The following is a 20,703-nucleotide window of genomic DNA, read 5'->3' on the forward strand; positions in this document are numbered from 1 at the left end:
AATCCTAATAATGAGGCCTCGGCAAATGGATTTAAAGAAGAAAAAGACAAAAATGAAGGATTGGAAATGCCTGTTGGGTAGTTTTTTTATCGTGCTGATTTGCGGTGCAGCTTTTCAACTGCAGACCGATAAAGATACCGATTGGCCCAAATACGGCGGCAACAGCGCGGGGAGTCGGTATTCGGAATTGACCCAAATAAATAAACAGAATGTCAGTCAATTACAATTGGCTTGGTCGTACGATACGGAAGAAAATAACAATCCGGACGGAAAAGGAAATGACATTCAATGTCAGCCGATTGTGGTTAACGGAATCATGTACGGCACCACGCCGCGCTTGAAATTATTTGCCGTGGATGCCGGTACGGGAAAGCAAATTTGGAAATATGATCCATTTTCCAATCCAAACGTCAAACCAAGCTTTCACCCCGTCAGAGGAGTGGTGTATTGGGAAGAAGGAATTGACAAAAGAATCCTCTATTCAGTAGGCTCGAAACTCATGGCAATCAACGCCTTAACGGGAGAAATGATCAAGAGTTTTGGTGAAAACGGCTTGGCAGACCTGCACGCCGGACTTGGCGATAAAGAAACGATGGGCTATGATGTCAACAATTTTAATATTCGTTCCACAACGCCGGGTGTACTCTACAAAAATATACTCATCATGGGCTCGTCGGTCTCAGAAGGCGGTGATGCGCTTCCCGGTCATATTCGGGCGTTTGATGTGCGAACCGGCAAATTGGCGTGGGTTTTCCGCACTATTCCGCTTCCCGGGGAATATGGCTACGATACGTGGTCGAAAGATTCCTATAAAAAATTGGGAGGAGCCAATTGTTGGGCGGGCATGGTGGTGGACGAAAAACGGGGAACGGTTTTTCTGGGAACAGGTTCACCGTCAGTCGATTTCTACGGAGGTGATCGTAAAGGCGCCAACCTGTTTGCCAATTGTGTCATTGCCTTAAATGCTGAAACGGGAAAACGCCTCTGGCATTTCCAGACGGTTCATCACGATCTGTGGGACCGAGATATTCCTTGTCCGCCGAACTTAATTACGGTAACGCAAAAAGGCCCCGACGGTCGCCCCCGAAAAGTAGATGCCGTAGCACAGGCCACCAAAGACGGACTGATTTTTGTTTTTGACCGGGATACCGGCAAGCCGCTTTTTCCGGTCAAAGAAGTACCGGTTCCTAAAGTTGCCGCGTTGCCCGGCGAAGCTCCCTGGTCCACGCAGCCCGTTCCATCCAAGCCCGCTCCTTTTTCCAATCAATCCTATACAAAAGCGGATATGTCTACCATTTCACCCAAATCGTCGGCTTATGCGCTTTCGGTTTTTGGGAAAAGCAGAGGCGGGCCAAAAAACCTGCCGCCAAGTCCGGAAGAAACGCTTTATTATGGGATAGGTGGCGGGGCTGAATGGGGAGGCAGTGCCGCCGATCCGAACGGTGTACTGTACGTCAATGCCAATAATATGCTTTGGCTGTTGCGAATGCAGGCAACCGGCGTGCAAAAAAATACGGCTGCATTGACCAAAGGAGAAAAATTATTTACCACCAATTGTGCCGTTTGTCATGCCATTGATAAGAAAAGCTCAACCGCCGGCGCAACGCAGGCATATCCAAATTTGAAGGATATTGGCAGGAAACTCACAAGAAAGCAAATTGCGACGCTTATAGAAACCGGCCGTAACCGAATGCCTTCTTTTCAGCACATTGCCAATGAAGATCGCGAAGCTATCATTGATTTTTTATTGAATGCAGAACCCACGATGAAAGCCGATGATATTCATCGGGTAGCGGCGGTTGAAACCAAAAAGGGCAGTGATTTTCCGTATACGCCTCAGTTTCAAAACAAAGGTTTCAGTCAATTTCGCGACCCTGACAATTACCCTGCCATCAAACCGCCGTGGGGCACGCTCAATGCAGTAGATCTGAATACCGGTGAATATTTGTGGAAAGTGCCGTTGGGCGAATACCCCGAATTAGCCAAGAAAGGAATCCCCACCACCGGCACCGAAAACCACGGCGGGCCGGTGGTGACGGCGGGCGGATTACTTTTTATTGCCGCTACGTACGACGAAAAATTACGGGCTTTTGATACAAAAACCGGAAAAGTGGTGTGGGAGTATAAATTACCGGCGGGCGGTTTTGCCACACCCATTACGTATACTGTCAAGGGAAAACAATACATTGCCATTGCGTGCGGAGGTACCCGTTATGACTTGAAACCGGGCGGCAAGTATGTAGCATTTGCATTACCTTGATTCATTTTAAATTATACAAACATTAGTATGAGTAAAAATCCATTTTCGTGGGAGCTATTTAACAAAGCACCTATTGTCGGCATCATTCGAGGATTATCGTTGGAAGAAATAATTCAGATTTTACCCATTTATCGGGCAGCGGGGTTGACCACCATTGAGATAACCATGAATACACCTGAGGCCGAGAAAATTATTCGATATGCCGTTGAAAATGAGCAACAAGGATTAAATATCGGCGCGGGAACTGTCTGCACAAAAGACGATCTGCAAAAGGCGTTAGAGGCAGGAGCACAGTTTATTGTTACTCCTATTTTGGATAAAAAAGTAGTTAAAGCTTGCGTCAGGAAAGAGGTGCCGATCTTTCCGGGGGCATTTACGCCTTCCGAGATATTCAAGGCATGGATGTTAGGGGCGAGCATGGTAAAGGTATTTCCGGCAACGCAAATGGGGTCGTCTTACATCAAAGAATTGAAAGCTCCTTTGAATCAACTGAAATTGCTGCCAACGGGTGGCGTAAGTTTGGAAAATATGATTGAATTTTTCAGTGCCGGAGCCGACGGCGTTGGAATGGGTGGGAAACTGCTGGATAAAAAAATGATTCAGGAAAAAGATTGGAAAGGACTTAAAACGCATTTTTTACAATTTACTAAACAACTTGCCCGCCGATGAGCGCCCCCAAGATCAAAAATTACCGTTGGCTGATTGTGGTTTTATTGTTTACTGCCACCACCATCAACTACCTTGACCGTCAGATCATTGGCTTGTTGAAGCCCATTCTGGAAAAGGAATTTACGTGGTCAGAAACCGATTTTGCACGCATAGTGATGGCTTTTACGGCCGCTTACGCCCTCGGATTGTTGGCTTTTGGCTGGCTGATCGATAAAATAGGAACTAAAAAAGGCTACTCCATTACCATCGTTTTTTGGAGCATTGCAGGAATGCTCCACGCCTTAGCACGGAGTGCTTTTGGTTTTGGTGTGGCACGCATTGGGTTAGGATTGGGAGAAGGAGGTAACTATCCGGCAGCCGTAAAAACGGTGGCGGAATGGTTTCCGAAAAAAGAACGGGCCTTAGCGACCGGGCTTTTCAATGCCGGTACAAGTATCGGCGTCGTTGTAGCATTGCTGCTTGTGCCTTGGATATTAACTTCTTACGGCTGGCAAGAGGTCTTTTGGATCACAGGAGCGTTGGGCTTTGTCTGGCTGATTTTCTGGCTTTGGCTATACAATATTCCCGCCCAACAAAAACGCCTGACAACGGAAGAGTACAATTATATCGTGAGTGGACAGGAAAAAGAAGAACAGGGTGCGGGAGAGAAATCAACCATAAATTGGTTTAAATTATTCTCTTTCCCACAAACTTGGGCGTACATTACGGGCAAAGGTTTAATTGATCCGATCTATTGGTTTTTTCTCTTTTGGCTTCCTTCTTATTTCGCGTCTACCTTCAACCTGGACCTCAAAAAACCGAGTTTGGAATTGATGTTAATTTATACCGCAACCACTGTAGGAAGCATCAGTGGCGGTTGGTTTTCTTCACAACTGATCAAGCGTGGTTGGACCGCCGTCAAAGCCCGCAAGGCAGTTATTTTAGTGATTGCTTTTTTGGAATTATCGGTCATTCTAATCCAATTTGCCACCAATGTGTGGACGGCCGTAGCGCTCATCAGTTTTGCCGTAGCGCTGCATCAGGCGTGGGCCACTAACGTATTTACGCTGCCTTCCGACATGTTTCCGAAACAGGTTGTAAGCTCTATTGTAGGCATTGGCGGCATGGCCGGCGCGGTGGGTGGTATTCTCTTCCCTATGTTAATCGGAAGTTTATTGGACACTTATAAAGCTGCCGGAAACCTGGCCGGCGGGTACAACATCATCTTTACCATTTGCGGATGTACCTACCTGATTGCCTGGCTCATTATTCATTTATTGACCCGAAAATCTAAAATGCCGGAATTGACGGAGTTGGAGTAAACAAATTCTTTTTGAAGCTTAGATACCCGTCTGACCTTAGGTCGGAGGGATTTTCCTAATCTCCTTTCACAAACTCCACATTCCGCTGTAAACCTTCCAACTTTGTGCGTTTTACGGCAGAGCGACGGAAGATTTCCTGAAACACCTCCTGTGTAATTTCCTCCCAATCTTTGTTGGTAAACTCGGCCAATTCAGGGTGAAGAGTAAATTCGGGCGTTTGGTGCGGTTTGGCAAAACGATTCCACGGGCAGACATCCTGGCAGATGTCGCAGCCAAAGATCCAGTTCTCAAATTTGCCTTTTACTTCTGCGGGAATGGCTTCTTTGAGTTCGATCGTAAAATAACTGATACAACGACTGCCATCAACCACGTACGGTTCTACAATGGCATCCGTAGGACAGGCATCCACGCAGCGTGTACAGGTGCCGCAGTAATCTTTGATGGCTCCGTCGGGCCAAAGGTCAAGGTCGCAGATGATCTCGCCGATGAAGAAAAAACTGCCCATGTCGCGGTTGAGCAGGTTACTGTGTTTTCCGACCCAACCCAATCCACTTTTGGCCGCCCATACTTTATCCATAACAGGAGCAGAATCTACAAAAATGCGTCCGTTTATTTCGCCGATCTCTTCCTGCAATTGCGCAACAAGTTCTTTGAGTTTATCTTTCAGTACAAAATGGTAATCGGTGCCGTAGGCGTATTTGGAGAGTTTAAGGTCATTTTCTCCCTCAGGCAGACGTTGGTCGGGGTAATAATTAAGCAAAACAGAAATAACCGACTTGGCACCATCGACCAGCTTTCGCGGATCGAGTCGTTTGTCAAAATGATTGGCCATGTAGTGCATCTGTCCGTGTTGGTGCCGGTGAAGCCAATGCTCCAAACGCGGTGCTTCGTCTTCCAGAAAGGTCGCCGCAGAAATGCCGCAGAAATCAAAACCCAATTCGGCCGCTTTCGCTTTGATGAGTTGACTTCGTTGTTGTCGGACAAAATCGTCGGTGGTCATGAGAGAAATTTAGTAGTGCTCAACCTGAACGCTGAATTATGTGTGCTTGGTCTTTGACAAAGTTATGGAATCACTGCCAAGTTTTGTTAATTTGTGGTCTGCATTAAAACCCATTCCCTGATCAATGAGATTTCCTGTCCTTTTACTTCTTGCAGTGGCAACATCGACGTTATGTACTTTTGCTCAGGAAGAGTCTGAAAAACACCCGATTGACAGCGCCTTGGACAATTGCATGGACAAAAATCCTTCCACCCACGGAATGATCGGCTGTTTGGATGCGGCGTATAAAAAATGGGACGCGGAACTCAATAAAAATTACAAAGCGTTGAGCGCAAACCTGAAGGCGGACCAAAAAGCTGCGCTATTGGCCGCCCAGCGCAAATGGATCGAATACCGTGACTTGGAGTTCAAGGCGCAGAACGCCATTTATGCTACCATGGAAGGCACCATGTATCAACCTATGGCGGTCAGTGACCGCGTAGAAGTGATCAAAAAACGAGCGTTGGATTTAAAAGGATACCTTGATCTATTGGAAATAAAATAGCTGTTCAGGATTTGCAATCCTGAACCTAACTGAAAAGGGATTTATAATCCCTGAAACACATTCAAAAACAATTTATTACGTACTTTAATTATCTCAACTACATTCATCATGAAACTATTAACCACCTTATTAGTAGGCATTTTAGCGCTTTCATTGAGCGTTAGAGCGCAAAAATCAGACGAAGAACTGCGCCAATTGGCCGACAAACTCGCTCACAAATATATTCTTACTGACGGGCACGTGGATTTGCCGTACCGGCTGAAAATCAAAAACTTCAGACTGGAGCGCGAGTATATGGGCATTCCGATCAGCACCACCGAAGGTGATTTTGATTACGAACGCGCCAAAAAAGGCGGCCTTTCGGCACCGTTCATGTCCATTTATATTCCATCATCGTATCAAACAACGGGCGGTGCCAAGCAATTGGCCGACACGCTTATCAATATGGTGAAAGGAATTGCCAAAGCTCACCCCGACAAATTTGGCGTCGTGACCACACCGCAGCAAGCCGATGCCAATTTCAAAAAAGGCATTATCTCATTTCCGATGGGCATGGAAAACGGCGCACCGCTCGAAAAACTTTCCGATGTTGCTTATTTTCGCAAACAGGGTATCAGCTACGTAACGCTTACCCACGCCAAAGACAATCTGATCTGTGATTCTTCGTACGACAGTACCTTCACCAACAAAGGCTTAAGCGCCTACGGCAAAGAGGTAGTGAAAGAAATGAACCGCGTGGGCATCATGGTGGATGTATCGCACATTTCTGATGATTCTTTTTACCAGGCGGTTGAGCTTTCTACCGTTCCGGTGATCGCTTCGCACTCTTCATGCCGCTTTTTTACGCCGACATTTAAGCGTAACATGTCGGATGATATGATCAAACTGCTGGGGAAAAAAGGAGGCGTAATTCAGATCAACTTCGGTTCGAGCTTTTTGGACGAAAACTACCGCAAACAGGCGGAAATCTTGCAAGGGGCGTTTACGAAAATCCTGATCGAAAACAAAGTGAAATACACCGATCCCGCAGGACAGGAACTGCTGAAAAAATTCCAGAAAGAAAACCCGGTGTTGTTTGCTGATGTTGAAACCGTAGCCAATCACATCGACCACGTCGTAAAGTTGACGGGCAGCTCTCAGCACGTCGGTATTGGTTCAGATTTCGATGGGGTAGGAGACAGCCTTCCGACGGGTTTGAAAGATGTGTCGCAATATCCTAACCTGATCTATGTACTCCTCAAACGCGGTTATAAAGAAGAAGACATTGCCAATATCATGTATAAAAATGTATGGCGTGTATGGTCAAAAACAGTTGCAAACGCTAAAATGTAAGTTTTAAGTTTGAACAGAAAAATGATAAACCGAAAAATGATAAACTGAAAAACTTTATTACCTGCGGTTTTTCGAATGCTTTTGGGTTATTGAGTGCTTTCGGGTTTGAGAACCCGAAAGAAGAAACCACTGACAAAACAATCCCCCGCCCGGCGATGTGCCTGACGGGGGATTTTAATATGGGTATGCTGAATACTAAGCAAGTACCAGCAGTGAAAGAAGGGTCAATCCACTAATGATGAAGATAAAACCCGCGATTTGTTTTTTTAGTGAAGTTGTCATAGCTGCATGAATTTTTGTGTAAAACTAATGGTGTTCAAAACAGCTTGCCACTTTAATAGGTTGAACCGTGAAAAAATGTCAATAAAGGGTTCAATTTGAGTTCTAAGCCGTTGTTAGTAGAAAGACGCATTCTGAAATTAAAAGGTTGGTAGGAATTAAAACTTTATTTCGGAGAATTATTTTACGGATTTTCGGGGTTGATAAAAGCAGGAAATTGTTTAACCGACCTTCAAATCCTGTACCTTTGCCGTATGCGAATCAGTAACGAAATTGCCGAACGAATCAAGCAGACCGCCGACATTGTGGAAGTGGTGGGAGATTTTGTGTCCTTGAAAAAAAGAGGCTCTAATTATACTGCCTGCTGTCCGTTTCACAATGAAAAATCGCCTTCGTTCAACGTCAATCCCGTTCGTCAGATCTACAAGTGTTTTGGTTGCGGAGCGGCGGGCGATTCGATCAAGTTTGTGATGGATATTGAGGGCGTCAGCTACGGTGAAGCGTTGCGGCATTTGGCCCAAAAATACAATATTGAGGTCGAAGAAGAGCAGCAAACACCCGAGGAAGTGTTGCGGCAAAACGAGCGCGACAGTCTTTACATTGTGCTTAATTTTGCCCAGAAATATTACCAAAGCCTGCTCATGGAGCACGAAGAAGGGCAGGCTATCGGATTGAGTTATTTTCGTAACCGGGGCTTCAATGACCCAACCATCAAATCGTTTGGCCTCGGTTACAGTCTTACCGATTGGGACGGGCTGACCAAAGAAGCAGCCAAAAAAGGGTATAATCCTGAACTTTTGGAAAAAGCAGGATTGGCATTACATAAAGAAGGCGATGCCCAAGCCAACCGCAGTACCCGTTATTACGACCGTTTTCGCGGACGGGTTATTTTTCCGATTCATAATGTTTCCGGGAAAGTGATCGCGTTTGGGGCGCGGATTTTAACTGCGGACAAAACCCAACCTAAATACATCAATTCGCCCGAAACCGACGTCTACCACAAAAGCAAAATACTTTACGGAATTTATCAGGCCAAAAATGCCATTCGGCAGGAAGATGTTTGCTATTTGGTAGAAGGCTATACCGATGTCATTTCGCTGCACCAAGCCGGTATTCAAAACGTAGCGGCTTCCTCGGGAACATCGTTGACGGAAGAGCAGATCAAGCTGATTGCGCGTTTTACGCAAAACATCACCATTCTTTACGACGGTGATGCAGCAGGTATCAAAGCGGCCTTACGTGGGCTGGATATGGTGTTGGAAGAAGGCATGAACGTAAGCCTCGTGACGCTGCCCGATGGTGAAGACCCTGACAGCTACGTGTATAAAGTGGGAGCGGAGGGCTTCAAAAAGCACGTACAGCAAGCTACGAAGGATTTTATTACGTTCAAGACCGAAATGCTGTTGAAGGATGCCGGCGATAATCCCTTCAAACGCGCCGAAGCTATTAACGAAATTGTTACAAGTATTACCAAAATCGCTGACCCGATAAAACGTCAGATTTTCTTCAAACGCACGGCTGATTTGATGAAAATGGATGAGCAAACGCTCATTTCGGAAGGGAATAAACACCTGCGTCAGCGACAGGACAAAGCCGCTGAGAAATCGTCGCAGTCTAAATCGCAGGAACGGACAAGAGAGCGTGAGCGCCCGCAGGAGCCTTTCCAATCTCATTTTTCAGAGAATTTTATTGAGGAAGAATTTGGAATTTTGGTGGAAGATTCTGTGCCCGCCAACGTTCCAAATGTAGCTCCAAAGCACGAGCCACCTGCCGATCTGTTCAAGCAAAGATTGTATTTTCAGGAACAGGCGTTTGTGAAACTATTGATCCTACACGGGCAAACAGAACTTGAAACGGGAATTTCACTTTGTCGGTATTTGCTGCACGAGATTGGAGAAATGGCATTTGAGAATCAGTTGTTTGATCTGGTCTTAAATATCTTTCGTCAACGATTCAGTTTAGGTGAAGTTCCTTCAACCGACTATTTTCTTTCCCATATTGATCCTGATATTCAACGCTTTTCCATTGACCTTTGTACCAGCAGACATCATTTAAGCGAGAATTGGGAAGAAAAACACCATATTGCCGTTCCGACCGACGAGGAACTGCTGCACGAGATAGCATTTAAAAAAATCCTTCGCCTTAAAATGGCGTATTCGGCCACTAAGATGAAGGATCTTTTAAATCAGCTCGGACAAATAACGGGCAATACCGACGAAGAATTCGCCCAAATTATGGAAATCCAGCGCCAATATAAATTCTATAAAAATATCAACGACATCGCCGCCAAAGAACTGGGGACGATCGTGCCGGGGTATTAAGGTGGTTTTATGGATTCATGATCAATTCGTAGGCTGTTTCGAGCAATTCTTCTTTGTCTAACAGGCTCAGAGACAACGGTAATTGCTCCAGTCCAATCAAGCGTCTCATGATCTCAATGCCCGTAAATTGATCTGCCAACTGCGGATTTTTGATATCGCCGTAGGATTGATATACCTTTCCAATGGTATCGATGCTTTGTTTGGACATCATCAGATGCGCAGTCAATACTCCAAGATCAAATTCAGGGCAACCGTAAAAACAAAATTCAGGATCAATGACCCGAACGCCGTTTGCAGTTTTCAGCCAACTGCCCGGATAAAAATCGCCGTGAACCAAGCAGCGCCCGTCCGATAAATACATCATACCCACTTCCCGAACCTTTTGTTTCAATTGATTATCGACTTTATATGCCATCGAAATCATCTGCAAACCATTGTTGATGGAGTCCAGATCCAGTCCATTGTCTTCCATCAGCGGGTAGAGAAAGATGTGGTTATGGTTTAAGGCCCTCATTTCGCGGTTGGCAAAGGTATCGTCGATGGTTTCCTGCCAAGTGAGCCGATGAAGCATGGAAAGATAATGCGACAACGCTTCAGCTTCGGTCATGGTCAATTTTTGACCGGGCCGGTATAAAAAAGTATAATCGTTTGCGGTGCCCAAGTCTTCCAATATCAGGATATTTGTTTCCATATCCATGCCGATCAATTGAGGCATCAGCACATTGATGCTGGCAAACGGCTGGATTTTTTCGTAAAACTTTCCTTCAAGAATGGCGCGATTGGCGGGCGCGGCGATGTGCGGGTATTTCTCCACATAAGCGCGTGCCTGTTTTACAATGAGTGTGCGGTCGTGAGTGCGTACACGCAACGTATAATTCATGCTGCCTTCGCCGGGCGTTTCCACAATGAGCACCTGCTCATGTTCGTTGAGCCAATTCTTACGTTTCAGATAGTCTTCGAGGAGGTGTGGCTGAGTGATGTCTAAGTGCATACGCTATAAAATTATCCGTTGAAAATTATCTTTTATCTCTTCTATTATTCACTCTTCAGGACTCTTTCTGCTCAGATAACACCATTAACGGAGAATAAGTACATAAATTATCGGTGACAGCAAAACGAAGCTTAAACAAAAAGGAATCTGTAAGCGCGACAGTACAAGCACCAAGCGGCGCTTCCGACGACGAGAGGTGAACAATTTAGTTTTTAAACTGACGAAATGCTTGCACCATTCATTTGGCCTTCGCTTATTTGCAGCCCCAAAAATATGTTATTTGTTATCATTCAGGCGATATTCTTGATTGTATATCACCCTATCGAAATCCCAATCCAGTAAATGACTGCATCTCAATTTATTGCCCCTATTGTAGGCGTCAGCGAACGTCAGGCTCACAACACGATCACGTTGTTTGATGAAGGAGCCACAGTTCCGTTCATTGCGCGTTATCGGAAAGAAATGACCGGACAGCTTGACGAGGTCCAAATCAACGCCATTAAAGAACAATACCAAAAATTTCAGGAAGTTGTGAAACGCCGTGAGGCCATTTTGAAAAGCATTGAAGAGCAAGGTAAACTCACACCTGAACTAAAAAAGCGTATTGAAGAAACCTACGTGCTTCAAACGCTGGAAGATATTTATTTGCCTTATAAACAAAAGCGCAAAACCCGCGCTACAATGGCCATTGAAAAAGGATTGGAGCCATTAGCGCAGGTTGTCTTTTCAGGAAAAGAAGCCAACCCTGAGCGCAAAGCCGAGCAGTATTTAAATGACCAAGTGGCTACCGTTGACGATGCCCTGCAAGGTGCGCGGGATATTATGGCCGAATGGATGTCAGAAAACGTGGATGCGCGCAATAAGATACGTTATGCTTTTGAGCGTACGGCCCAAATTTCTTCTAAAGTCAAGAAAAATAAACAGGAAGAAGGCGCAAAATACCGCGATTACTTTGATTTCAGCGAGCCGCTCAACAAGATTCCTTCGCACCGTTTACTGGCCCTTAGAAGGGGAGAAGAAGAGGGTTTTTTAAGTGTAGATATCTCGCCCGAAGAAGAAATGGCCATTGATTTACTGGATCGGTTGTTTGTAAAGGGACTGCCTGGCTGTAAAGATCAGCAGGAACTTACAGTTTCGGATGCTTATAAACGGTTGTTGAAGCCGAGCATTGAAACCGAGTTTTCAAACAACTCCAAAGAAAAAGCGGATCGGTATGCCATTCAGGTTTTTACCGAAAACCTGCGGCAATTGCTGTTGGCTTCGCCCTTGGGTCAAAAACGGGTTTTGGCTATTGACCCGGGGTTCCGTACCGGTTGTAAAGTAGTTTGTTTGGATTCGCAGGGCAATCTGGTAGCCGACAGTGTTATCTATCCGTTCGACAAAGCACCGGATGCAGAAGCAACTATTAAGAATTACATCCAAAAGTTTAACATTGATGCTATCGCCATCGGAAACGGAACGGCAGGCCGAGAAACGGAAGATTTTATTAAAAGAATAGTGCCTGATGTAACCGTTTTCATGGTCTCCGAACAGGGCGCATCCATCTATTCGGCTTCTGATGTAGCTCGTGAAGAGTTCCCGACCAAAGACGTGACGGTGCGTGGAGCCGTTTCCATTGGTCGTCGATTGATGGACCCATTGGCTGAACTGGTGAAAATTGACCCAAAATCCATCGGCGTGGGGCAATACCAGCACGACGTGGATCAGGGAAAGCTTAAAACGGCGTTGGATACGGTCGTGGAAAGTTGTGTAAACTCGGTAGGCGTTAATCTCAATACGGCGAGTAAGCACTTGCTGCAATATGTGTCGGGTTTAGGAGCTTCATTGGCCAAGAATATTGTAGAATACCGCACCAAAAACGGCGATTTTAAATCACGTCAACAATTGATGAAAGTGCCGCGTTTGGGTGGAAAAGCGTTTGAACAATGTGCGGGGTTTTTACGCATTGAGAACGCTGCCAATCCATTGGACAACAGTGCCGTTCACCCCGAAAGTTATCCCGTGGTAGAAAAAATGGCCAAAGATTTGGGAACCAATGTGGCCGAACTGATAAAGAAGGCAGAACTCCGTCGTCAGATCAATCCGCAGAAATACGTGGGTGAAACCGTTGGTTTATTAACATTACAGGATATTCTCAAAGAATTGGAAAAACCTTCCCGCGACCCGCGCGCAGCTATTGCAGCGTTTGAATTCGATAGTCGCGTACGCAAACCTGAAGATCTGCACGAAGGAATGGTATTACCGGGCATTGTCACCAACATCACGGCCTTTGGCGCTTTCGTGGATGTAGGTGTAAAACAGGATGGCTTGGTTCACGTTTCTCAAATGGCCAATCGTTTTATCAAAGACCCCAACGAAGTAGTCAAATTGCAGCAGCACGTCACAGTCAAAGTGGTAGAAGTGGACTTGGCGCGCAAGCGTATCGCATTGACAATGAAGTTTTAGTTAACGTCGGCGAGGAGTTTTAAGAGCGCTTCTCGCCGGCTTTAAAGAATTTTTTGCAATTCCCTATTGATCTTATAATTAATGCAAGTGAGGACAGAAAATTCAATTTAATAACACTTGTGCAGGAATCCCCAGACGTTCATGGAATAATTTAGCCAATTTTAGAGTCAATGGTTTTTTTCGGTTCAACAAAGCGGATACATAACTTTTACTTCCTATCCATTCTGCCAAATCGCGGCTTTTTAGTCCTTTTTCCTCCATTTTAAGTTTGATTGCATCTATAGGGTCCGGAGTGGGTATTTGATAATGGGCATCTTCATACGCTTTTATCAGTAATAAAGCAATTTGAAGCGTATCGCCTTCCGGGCTGTCAATGAGAAGTTTTCGGTCAAATTGCTCATCTACCCATTCCAATAGCTGCTCATAATGCTCTTCATTTTTTATTGGTTTCAAGTCCATATTTAAGGTTTGTATTTTACGGTTTTTACATCAATACGGTCATATTCAGAATGGGTGCCAAACCATTTTATTTGTATGGCTTTAAAATCAAAAACAATCCGTACCACTAATCGGTAATGATTCCCCATGATATTGAATACCACTCTGTCATCACCTACTAAACTTGCATTTTTATAAACAGCTTTCAATTCTTGAAAACTGCTGAATTCACAAACAATCATTTCGTTATACCACTCTTTTAAGGCATTGGAAGCATTTGGGTACAACAGACAATACGTAAGCAAAGTTTTGCGGGCAATGATGTTAAACATGCGTTAAATATACAAAAGTTCTCTAATAGTGAACAAAGATTGTCGTTATTTCAACCTTGTGTTATCCATAGTTTCGCAGTTTACCTCACTTAATTACTTGGGGACGAGATTTATATCTGAAATGATTTTTTGTAATTTTCAACGTTGCGCATGGCTTGCTGAATATGTCGTTCATTGTGCGCGATGATAAATTGAAACACATCGCCAAGCTTCAACGTGATAAAACGGGCGATTGAAATGGGAATGCGAACGGCGTTCATATCTGTCGAACGAGCCTGTTGCAGATAATTCAGCAACGTTTCCTGTTGCTGAATAAATTCTGCGACAACGGCGTATGCATCCAATTTTGAATCCGGAATGTGTCCTTTGAAGGCTTTGTATTTCTTTTTCCCCGTTTCAGGTTCCATCATTTGGATGAAATAATTGCCGAGCCAAGAACTTTTAAATGTTTCTTTGGGGGCTAGATGAGCTTTTTTCGCGAGTCCTTCCTGAATTTTCGGCAGATAATAATGCCCATAACTGTTGAGATGTTCCAAACATTGAGCAATACTCCAGCCGCCGTTGACAGCGGGTTGAAGCAAGTCAGATTCCGGCATGTTTTGAAATTGGCGAATTGCCTGCTGTAAATGCCCTTCAACGCGATTTTCGAGCGTGTCTAACAGTTGACCTTTGTGTTGTGTTTTCATGGTTGTTGTTTGATGAACACAAAGGTGGAGTGTTCCGAAAAAATAATTATTGGTATTTACCAAGATTTACTCCATTCGCACTTTATTGATAAGCTTGCTGAAATTGGTAGCGTCCATTCCCAAATAGTTGGCCAAATACTTATGTGGTACCAATTGTAAAATATGAGGACTACGCTGTAAAAGCCGCCGAAAACGCTCTTCTGTATTGAAACATTGCAATTCCACCAATCGCTCAAGAATACCTGAAAGAGCACCTGTGATGCCTTGCCTGATAAGTGATTCAATGGCCGGCCGTGATTGCATCAGCGCTTGGAGGTCGTGATGAGATATTCGTAAGAAGGTGGAAGTCGTAAGTGTTTCGTAGGAATACCGCGACGGGTGCTGCAACATCAACGCATCAAGTATTCCGCCAAATGAAGGCGCATAGGTAAAAACCAACGTGGCTTCGCGCTGTTGTTCATCAAAATAATATATGCGTTGAACTCCTTCCATGACGAAATACAAATATTTTTCTTTCTCGCCGGCGCCGGTGATTACCTGTTTTCGTTTGGCAGCAAAAGGCTTCCAGAGCATAGCAAACGCCTCCCAGTCCTCATCTGAAAGCGGCTGAATCGAATAGATAAGTTGTTTTAAGGATTCAAAAGCCGTTTGCATAGTGATTTGTTTTGATTGGTTCAACAAATTGCCATGATATGATCCTGCACTATTTTAGCGTTATATGGCGCCAGCATAAATTGATGGTCGCCTTCGAGGGTGACTTTATGGATGTTTTTGCAATGAGCCTTCCATCGTTCACTGCTTTTATGATAGGGGGAAATTTCACACTCGAAATACCACACATCACTGTCAATGTAGCTTGGTGTGTGATTTATTGTTAAATAACGCATAATTTCCTTTTTGCCCATCCTCACCCATTTACGTTTATAAAGTACATCCATCGATTTTTGATAAACAGGTAGATTGGTGATCAGAAACATATTTGCCCTTGAAATAAAGTTTCCTTTTTTTAGAAAATCAATCGCTCTTTGCTTAAAATTAAACGTTAACTCGTTCTTTTTGTAATACAGTTGTCCGTCGATTACGCCAACGAACCAATAGGAACTTAAAGGAGAATGTCCCAGAAAATTGTTCATCACCATAGCTCCGCTGCAATTACTTAAAAAACCAACGTTTGGATAAGAATCATCAGAGATTTGTCGGGCAATAAATGAACGAATGAACTCCCAATTTCGCTCTTCAAACGGCATGTTATCCAAATCAGGATAATTTATAATCCGTATGGTACAGTGTGCTGACAGGCCTCTCAGGAACGCTCCGGCATTTTCGGTGAATCCCAACAATGGTGGAAAAAAATAGATGACCTTATCCGGAACGGTTTTGTCTTCTAATGTAAGCTCCCTTAGATAAGCATAGATTTCCTGAGGCTTCATGCCACCGTGAAGCCAGTCGACAGGAAGCGTTGTCCCTAAAGCAGCCTCCAGTTGCACTAAAAAATTGACCGCATTTAAAGAGTTACCTCCGGCATTTTTCCAACTGATATTTTCATCGAATGACTTACCGTCCAGGAATTCAATCCAGGTTTTTCGGAGCATATTCGACAATTTTGACTCTTTTTCGTCGGCATTTTGGTGCACCGTTTCCTGCTGAATCTGCTCTTTGAGAATATATTCATGAAACCGTTTTTTCAGTAATATATAATCATTTTTAAAGTTATGTAACAACGGTATCTCATTTGTTTGGATGCACCGTTGAGGAATCATATAAGCAGGCAGGTACTCGGAAAGCCACTCTTTCAGCGCCGGTTCTTCCACTTGAATGTCAGCCATAAAAAAGGCAATCAAGGAGTCGGAAGCATTGATTCTGTCCGAAAAAATGGCACAACGAAGGATGAAAGGGTGATTCATTAAGGTTCCTTCCACTTCACTGAGCTCGACTCGATGCCCGTTGATTTTTACCTGATTGTCTTTTCGCCCCATAAATTCTAAGAGTCCATCGGCGTTTATTCGGCCCAGATCTCCCGTACGGAAAGTACGAATGTCACCGTCGCTGAGAAAGGCTTGCCGGGTTTGCTGAGGGTTATTCCAATACCCTAACGAAATATAAGGGCTGCTTACAATTATTTCACCGATCTCACCCTGAGGGACCGATTCGTCGTGTTGGTTAACCAATGCCATCACCCGGTCAGGTACAGAATACCCAAGCGGTATGCGTTCCTGCGAAATGATCGTGTCCTGTCGGATAAACCATTGCCGATAAATAGTAGCGATTTCGGTAGCCCCAATCCCAACGTACAATAAGCAGCCTTTCGAAAAGAACTGTCGGTATAAATCTACATCGGTATTGAAAATTCGATCCCCCGCCAGATAGATCAATCTAACCGACGAAAAGTCAACAGCGTTGTTACTTAACTGCAGAAAGGTTCGGAAAATATTGGGAATTGAATGATAGATGGTGATTTTTTCGCGGACAATAAATGCTGCCAAGTCGTATAAGCCCGTGTCTTTGAGGTTTTTGATATACAAGGTGGCACCGTTGAGCAACGAACCGAAAATATCTCTGATGGCTCCGCTTACGCTTGGAGAATAAAACAGTGTCAAACGGTCTCGTGCAGAAAGATGAATGGAATTGGTGTATTGCATCACATCGTGCAACAGATTTCGTTGATTTTGAAATACACCTTTCGGAATACCGGTTGAGCCTGAGGTGTAATTGATGTAAGCAATATCATCACAAGTTGCTTCCGGTTCAAACAACTGTTTAACAATTGGCGCTAATGAATCAATAAAAATATACTCCAATTCTTTTGAAAACGGCGGGATATCCGACATCGTTATTATTTTTTTTAAACCCGAATGAGCGATGATCAATTCATTGCGAGCTAAAGGCAGGCTGATGTCCAGCGGCACATATGGGCAACCAAGAGCCAGTGAAGCGAGCATGGCTGCGGGAAAAAAGGCATCATTGCGCAGTGCAATGCCAATGGGTTCTCCTTTCGTAATGGAAGATTTTAACTCTACCGCAACCCTAACCGCCCATAAATGCACTTCTCTGTACGTCAATTGGCGTATATCGTCTTTAATGGCAATGTTGTCTGCGTACTTGCGGGCAATGTCAGTAAACAGGCTGAAGACCGGCCTTTGCAGCCGTTCATATTCAAAATATTGAAATGCGGTTGTGGTTGGGCCTTGGAAATCTAACGTCATTTTTGATTGTTTTTAAGCAATTCAACCATTTTTTGAGCCTTTCATCGGGAAAATCCAACGGCAGTACACAGCCTGCCAAAATAAATTTACTGCGCGGGTTTTTGAGGATATGCTTTCTTAAAAATCGTTCGATCTGTTTCTCCGAATGCTGAGCAAGCATGATGCTTATCGGAATACCAAGTGATAATGGCAAACCGGAAAACGCGTAAAAATCATCGGCCGTAGGGTTTTTACTTGAATCCTCATAATGGATGATGCAATTCTTAGGGAGTTGATCAAAAGAAAAGTAGATATTTTCGCTATGAATATGGAAAATATTAAACCGAAAATCAGCACAGGCTTTTAAACATTCAGTATCAAAAATTGCACCAAATCGGTCATAAATTTCTTTCGGTAAAGCACCGACATGCATATGTTGCGTTGCATAAAATACGCCACTTACGCCTGCTTTTTTGAAGGCTTCAATGGCCAGAAGTGTATTTTTGGTGATTTGCTTTAAACCCGCTGTTACGATCTCGGGGTGTTTTTTTATATGGTCTGTAAAAACCGCCAAACCGGCCAATTGAATGGCCTGCGTTATGGGACAAAACAGGGTGCATAGAATAGGTACTTCAGAAGGAATATGTTCATAGACAAGGGTGCCGGCGACGATCATCTGTTGCATCATTGCCGGTACGGTTTCGTTAAAATCGGGAAGATTCAGCCAGTCACTCGGTTGTTGAATAATAGTGGCTTTGATGGTTCTTCGTCCTAACAAATCTCCTTCCCAGGTGTCAATGGCACCATAACAGGCCGCCTGCCAGCTTCCGGCAGGCATTAATTTGACAAAGTCACAGTTAAATTTTTCCTGAAAGGCAATGGTCTTACTCGCTAATGACTCACCTTGTTGGTCAGCGACGGGATGATGTTTCCAAAAAGAAGTAAGCAGATCATACGTTGAATGCTGAGTAACAGTCACTAAATTCAAAAAGTAAGTAAAGGTTTTACATTGTAAGCATAAAGCTACGCAGAAACCGACTATACTCACTTTTGAAAAAGGAACTTACGCAAAAGAACGCTGCCTTAATGCAAAAGATTATGTTCTTTTAGTTTGATAGCCTTCGCCGGGTCGCCAAAGTATTTATCTTTTAACCTTAAAATGGGTTTTTCGATCAACTCGTACGATACCGCAGATACGGCAATGGTCGCTATAAAATTTAAACAAACTAACCACCATTCAAACCGGCTGACATCAAACGTAAACACATGAATAAATTTCAGAATAGCCGAGGCGATCAATAAATGATAAATATAAATGCCGTAACTGATCTTGCTCAAATAAACGATGATAGGATTTGTACTGATCTGCGTTAATTTTTTGGAAGGAAAGTAAATGCCCCAGGCAATGAACCAAACCGAAAACAGAGACACAAATGTTCTTTCGGTGATTCGATACAAATTGTTGTAAAGTGAAAAGTAATTGTGGTCTAAAGCGTTTTCTGAGGTATTAAAGTAACCCAAAGTGCTGCTCAAATAAAGCACGATAAGAGCGAGTAAAAGTTTTTTGTTTTTCAGAATGCTTTTGAGTTTATCAGGCTCTTTGTAATGGTAATAAGAAATTAAAGCACCAATGCCAAAACAGTCAATACAGCACTCCGTGGTAAAATGGTTATACGTAAAAGGCAATTCCAGATAGAAGTACAGAAGGCGAACGGCGAGCCCGCCAATGGCCAGCAGTATAAAAAAATACTTGGAATAACGTACAGGTATACTATAAAGCAAAAGAGGTAATAAAAGATAAAATTGCTCCTGAATGGCTAACGACCAGGTTTGAATATATTCAACCGGATTGTTGATTGAGTCTTGATTATAAGCTATGACATAATTCTGTGTAAAAGTGAGAAAATAGCCCAAATACTGCCGAAAATTATAACGATTTACGATGAGATAAACACATAGAACCAGTAAGTAGACCGGCAAAGTACGCAACAGTCGCCGTGCCAGAAAACGACCGGTAGTGTGCCAATACGTGGATTCATTTTCCTTGTTTTTCAACAAAGGACCCGTCAGCAAAAAACTTGACAAGACAAAAGCAATAGTACTGCCAAAGGGCAATAAGGCAAAAGGATTTTCTGCGATCCAATGATGGAGGAGGACAATAAATACGAAAAATACTCTTACAAGATCGAGGTGCTCAAAATAGTGACGTTTAGGCATTTAAAAATGGTGTTCGCCCAATGGTGTAAAGGGAATTGACTGTTAAGTATATGATTAATAGTCACTTATTAAAAATGGTGTGTAAGCTCAATGGTACTTGGGGCGTGTGACAACTACCGCTAAACTTCTGCCAAAGGAAAACTTTTCGGGATGAAAACCCAAAAAAAACAAAAAATAGTTATCAAACGGTTTCATAAAAAGTAACGGTAAACACTCCGGTTTTCGTTTGTTTATACGCCGGAAATCGGTGAAATGTTGCAGAGAGAAGATGACTGAACGGAAAGAATTTAGGCAGGTTGATTACGCTTTAACTTAACAATAGCGCAATGAGGTTATTACTTAACGACTGTAGTTATTGCGGAGCCTTAAACAGCTTACAAGATTCCTGCTTCAAGTTGTTCCAAGTAAATAAAGTTGGGCGATTTTACCCCCGCTTCTTTGCGGATTTGAACCAATTTCTCAGATTCAAAGAAGTTTTTGGCGTTTTCAAAGGAAGTCCATACTGAGAAATGTACAATTTTAGTAGGCTCGTTTTCGTATTTCAACACCTGATAAGAAATTTCACCGGCTTCTTTGCGCATAGCAGCGGCTTTGTCAAAGATATTTTTCCATGCATTATAGTCTTCTACTTCATGAATGATCAATACATGTTTCATAATTCGATTTCGTTTTTTACGCTTCAAAGGATTGCGTGCAAATAAACAAA

General features: G+C 43.6%; 17 protein-coding genes. 7 read left to right on the top strand and 10 right to left on the bottom strand.

The annotated features are described in order from the left end of the window. The first annotated feature begins 52 nt into the window (after window positions 1-52). Genes ACQY73_RS34385 through ACQY73_RS34395 form a run of 3 tightly spaced genes read left to right on the top strand, consistent with a single transcriptional unit; the run spans window position 53 to window position 4,230 of the window. Window positions 53-2,260: a PQQ-binding-like beta-propeller repeat protein gene (locus tag ACQY73_RS34385; RefSeq protein WP_428659480.1), complete on the top strand. Its 2,208-nt coding sequence runs from the start codon at window positions 53-55 to the stop codon at window positions 2,258-2,260. A gap of 27 nt (window positions 2,261-2,287) precedes the next feature. Beyond that, a complete protein-coding gene (locus tag ACQY73_RS34390) occupies window positions 2,288-2,929 on the top strand; it encodes a bifunctional 4-hydroxy-2-oxoglutarate aldolase/2-dehydro-3-deoxy-phosphogluconate aldolase (protein ID WP_428659483.1) in 642 nt (213 codons plus the stop codon). Beyond that, a complete protein-coding gene (locus tag ACQY73_RS34395; protein ID WP_428659487.1) occupies window positions 2,926-4,230 on the top strand; it encodes an MFS transporter in 1,305 nt (434 codons plus the stop codon). Before ACQY73_RS34390 ends, ACQY73_RS34395 begins: the two co-directional genes overlap by 4 nt. Before the next feature lie 55 nt (window positions 4,231-4,285). Here ACQY73_RS34395 and queG read toward each other — a convergent pair whose 3' ends face one another. Next, window positions 4,286-5,230: a tRNA epoxyqueuosine(34) reductase QueG gene (queG, locus tag ACQY73_RS34400; protein WP_428659490.1), complete on the bottom strand. Its 945-nt coding sequence runs from the start codon at window positions 5,228-5,230 to the stop codon at window positions 4,286-4,288. A 124-nt stretch (window positions 5,231-5,354) separates the two neighbouring features. Here queG and ACQY73_RS34405 point away from each other — a divergent pair, with 124 nt between their 5' ends. From ACQY73_RS34405 to dnaG, 3 genes are all read left to right on the top strand, one after another. Beyond that, window positions 5,355-5,774, top strand: coding sequence for a lysozyme inhibitor LprI family protein (locus ACQY73_RS34405; RefSeq protein WP_428659493.1), 420 nt, complete (start codon window positions 5,355-5,357; stop codon window positions 5,772-5,774). 108 nt (window positions 5,775-5,882) lie between these two features. Further along, window positions 5,883-7,106 carry a dipeptidase gene (locus ACQY73_RS34410; RefSeq protein WP_428659496.1) on the top strand — a complete coding sequence of 408 codons (1,224 nt, stop codon included), beginning with the start codon at window positions 5,883-5,885 and terminating at the stop codon, window positions 7,104-7,106. Between the two features lie 533 nt (window positions 7,107-7,639). Next, entirely contained in the window at window positions 7,640-9,706 is a 2,067-nt protein-coding gene (gene dnaG / locus ACQY73_RS34415; RefSeq protein WP_428659499.1) for a DNA primase, read from the top strand. 7 nt (window positions 9,707-9,713) lie between these two features. Here the strand turns inward: dnaG and ACQY73_RS34420 are convergent, their stop codons facing one another. Next, a complete protein-coding gene (locus ACQY73_RS34420) occupies window positions 9,714-10,697 on the bottom strand; it encodes a phosphotransferase (RefSeq protein WP_428659502.1) in 984 nt (327 codons plus the stop codon). 342 nt (window positions 10,698-11,039) lie between these two features. Between ACQY73_RS34420 and ACQY73_RS34425 the strand changes: the two genes are divergently transcribed. After that, a complete protein-coding gene (locus ACQY73_RS34425; protein ID WP_428659505.1) occupies window positions 11,040-13,142 on the top strand; it encodes a Tex family protein in 2,103 nt (700 codons plus the stop codon). 102 nt (window positions 13,143-13,244) lie between these two features. On the opposite strand, the gene ACQY73_RS34430 is transcribed toward ACQY73_RS34425, so the two are convergent. The 8 genes from ACQY73_RS34430 to ACQY73_RS34465 all read right to left on the bottom strand — a co-directional run bounded on the left by ACQY73_RS34430 (window position 13,245) and on the right by ACQY73_RS34465 (window position 20,653). Beyond that, complete coding sequence (locus ACQY73_RS34430) at window positions 13,245-13,601, bottom strand: helix-turn-helix domain-containing protein (RefSeq protein ID WP_428659508.1); 357 nt, start codon at window positions 13,599-13,601, stop codon at window positions 13,245-13,247. 2 nt (window positions 13,602-13,603) lie between these two features. Next, window positions 13,604-13,912 carry a type II toxin-antitoxin system HigB family toxin gene (locus tag ACQY73_RS34435; protein WP_428659511.1) on the bottom strand — a complete coding sequence of 103 codons (309 nt, stop codon included), beginning with the start codon at window positions 13,910-13,912 and terminating at the stop codon, window positions 13,604-13,606. A gap of 110 nt (window positions 13,913-14,022) precedes the next feature. Then, window positions 14,023-14,598, bottom strand: a complete 576-nt coding sequence (locus ACQY73_RS34440) for a DinB family protein (protein WP_428659514.1) — start codon at window positions 14,596-14,598, stop codon at window positions 14,023-14,025. A 66-nt stretch (window positions 14,599-14,664) separates the two neighbouring features. Beyond that, window positions 14,665-15,252 (bottom strand): Crp/Fnr family transcriptional regulator, encoded by a 588-nt coding sequence (locus tag ACQY73_RS34445; RefSeq protein ID WP_428659517.1) that lies wholly within the window; start codon window positions 15,250-15,252, stop codon window positions 14,665-14,667. Between the two features lie 20 nt (window positions 15,253-15,272). Continuing rightward, window positions 15,273-17,801 carry a non-ribosomal peptide synthetase gene (locus tag ACQY73_RS34450; protein ID WP_428659520.1) on the bottom strand — a complete coding sequence of 843 codons (2,529 nt, stop codon included), beginning with the start codon at window positions 17,799-17,801 and terminating at the stop codon, window positions 15,273-15,275. Then, complete coding sequence (locus ACQY73_RS34455; protein WP_428668589.1) at window positions 17,752-18,759, bottom strand: uroporphyrinogen decarboxylase family protein; 1,008 nt, start codon at window positions 18,757-18,759, stop codon at window positions 17,752-17,754. The genes ACQY73_RS34450 and ACQY73_RS34455 overlap by 50 nt, the downstream gene beginning before the upstream one ends. A gap of 104 nt (window positions 18,760-18,863) precedes the next feature. Beyond that, window positions 18,864-19,997: an acyltransferase family protein gene (locus tag ACQY73_RS34460; protein WP_428659523.1), complete on the bottom strand. Its 1,134-nt coding sequence runs from the start codon at window positions 19,995-19,997 to the stop codon at window positions 18,864-18,866. A gap of 374 nt (window positions 19,998-20,371) precedes the next feature. Continuing rightward, window positions 20,372-20,653, bottom strand: coding sequence for an antibiotic biosynthesis monooxygenase (locus ACQY73_RS34465; RefSeq protein ID WP_428659526.1), 282 nt, complete (start codon window positions 20,651-20,653; stop codon window positions 20,372-20,374). Window positions 20,654-20,703: the final 50 nt, after the last annotated feature.

The sequence above is a fragment of the Runella sp. genome (genome assembly GCF_965279615.1).
GTDB lineage: Bacteria > Bacteroidota > Bacteroidia > Cytophagales > Spirosomataceae > Runella.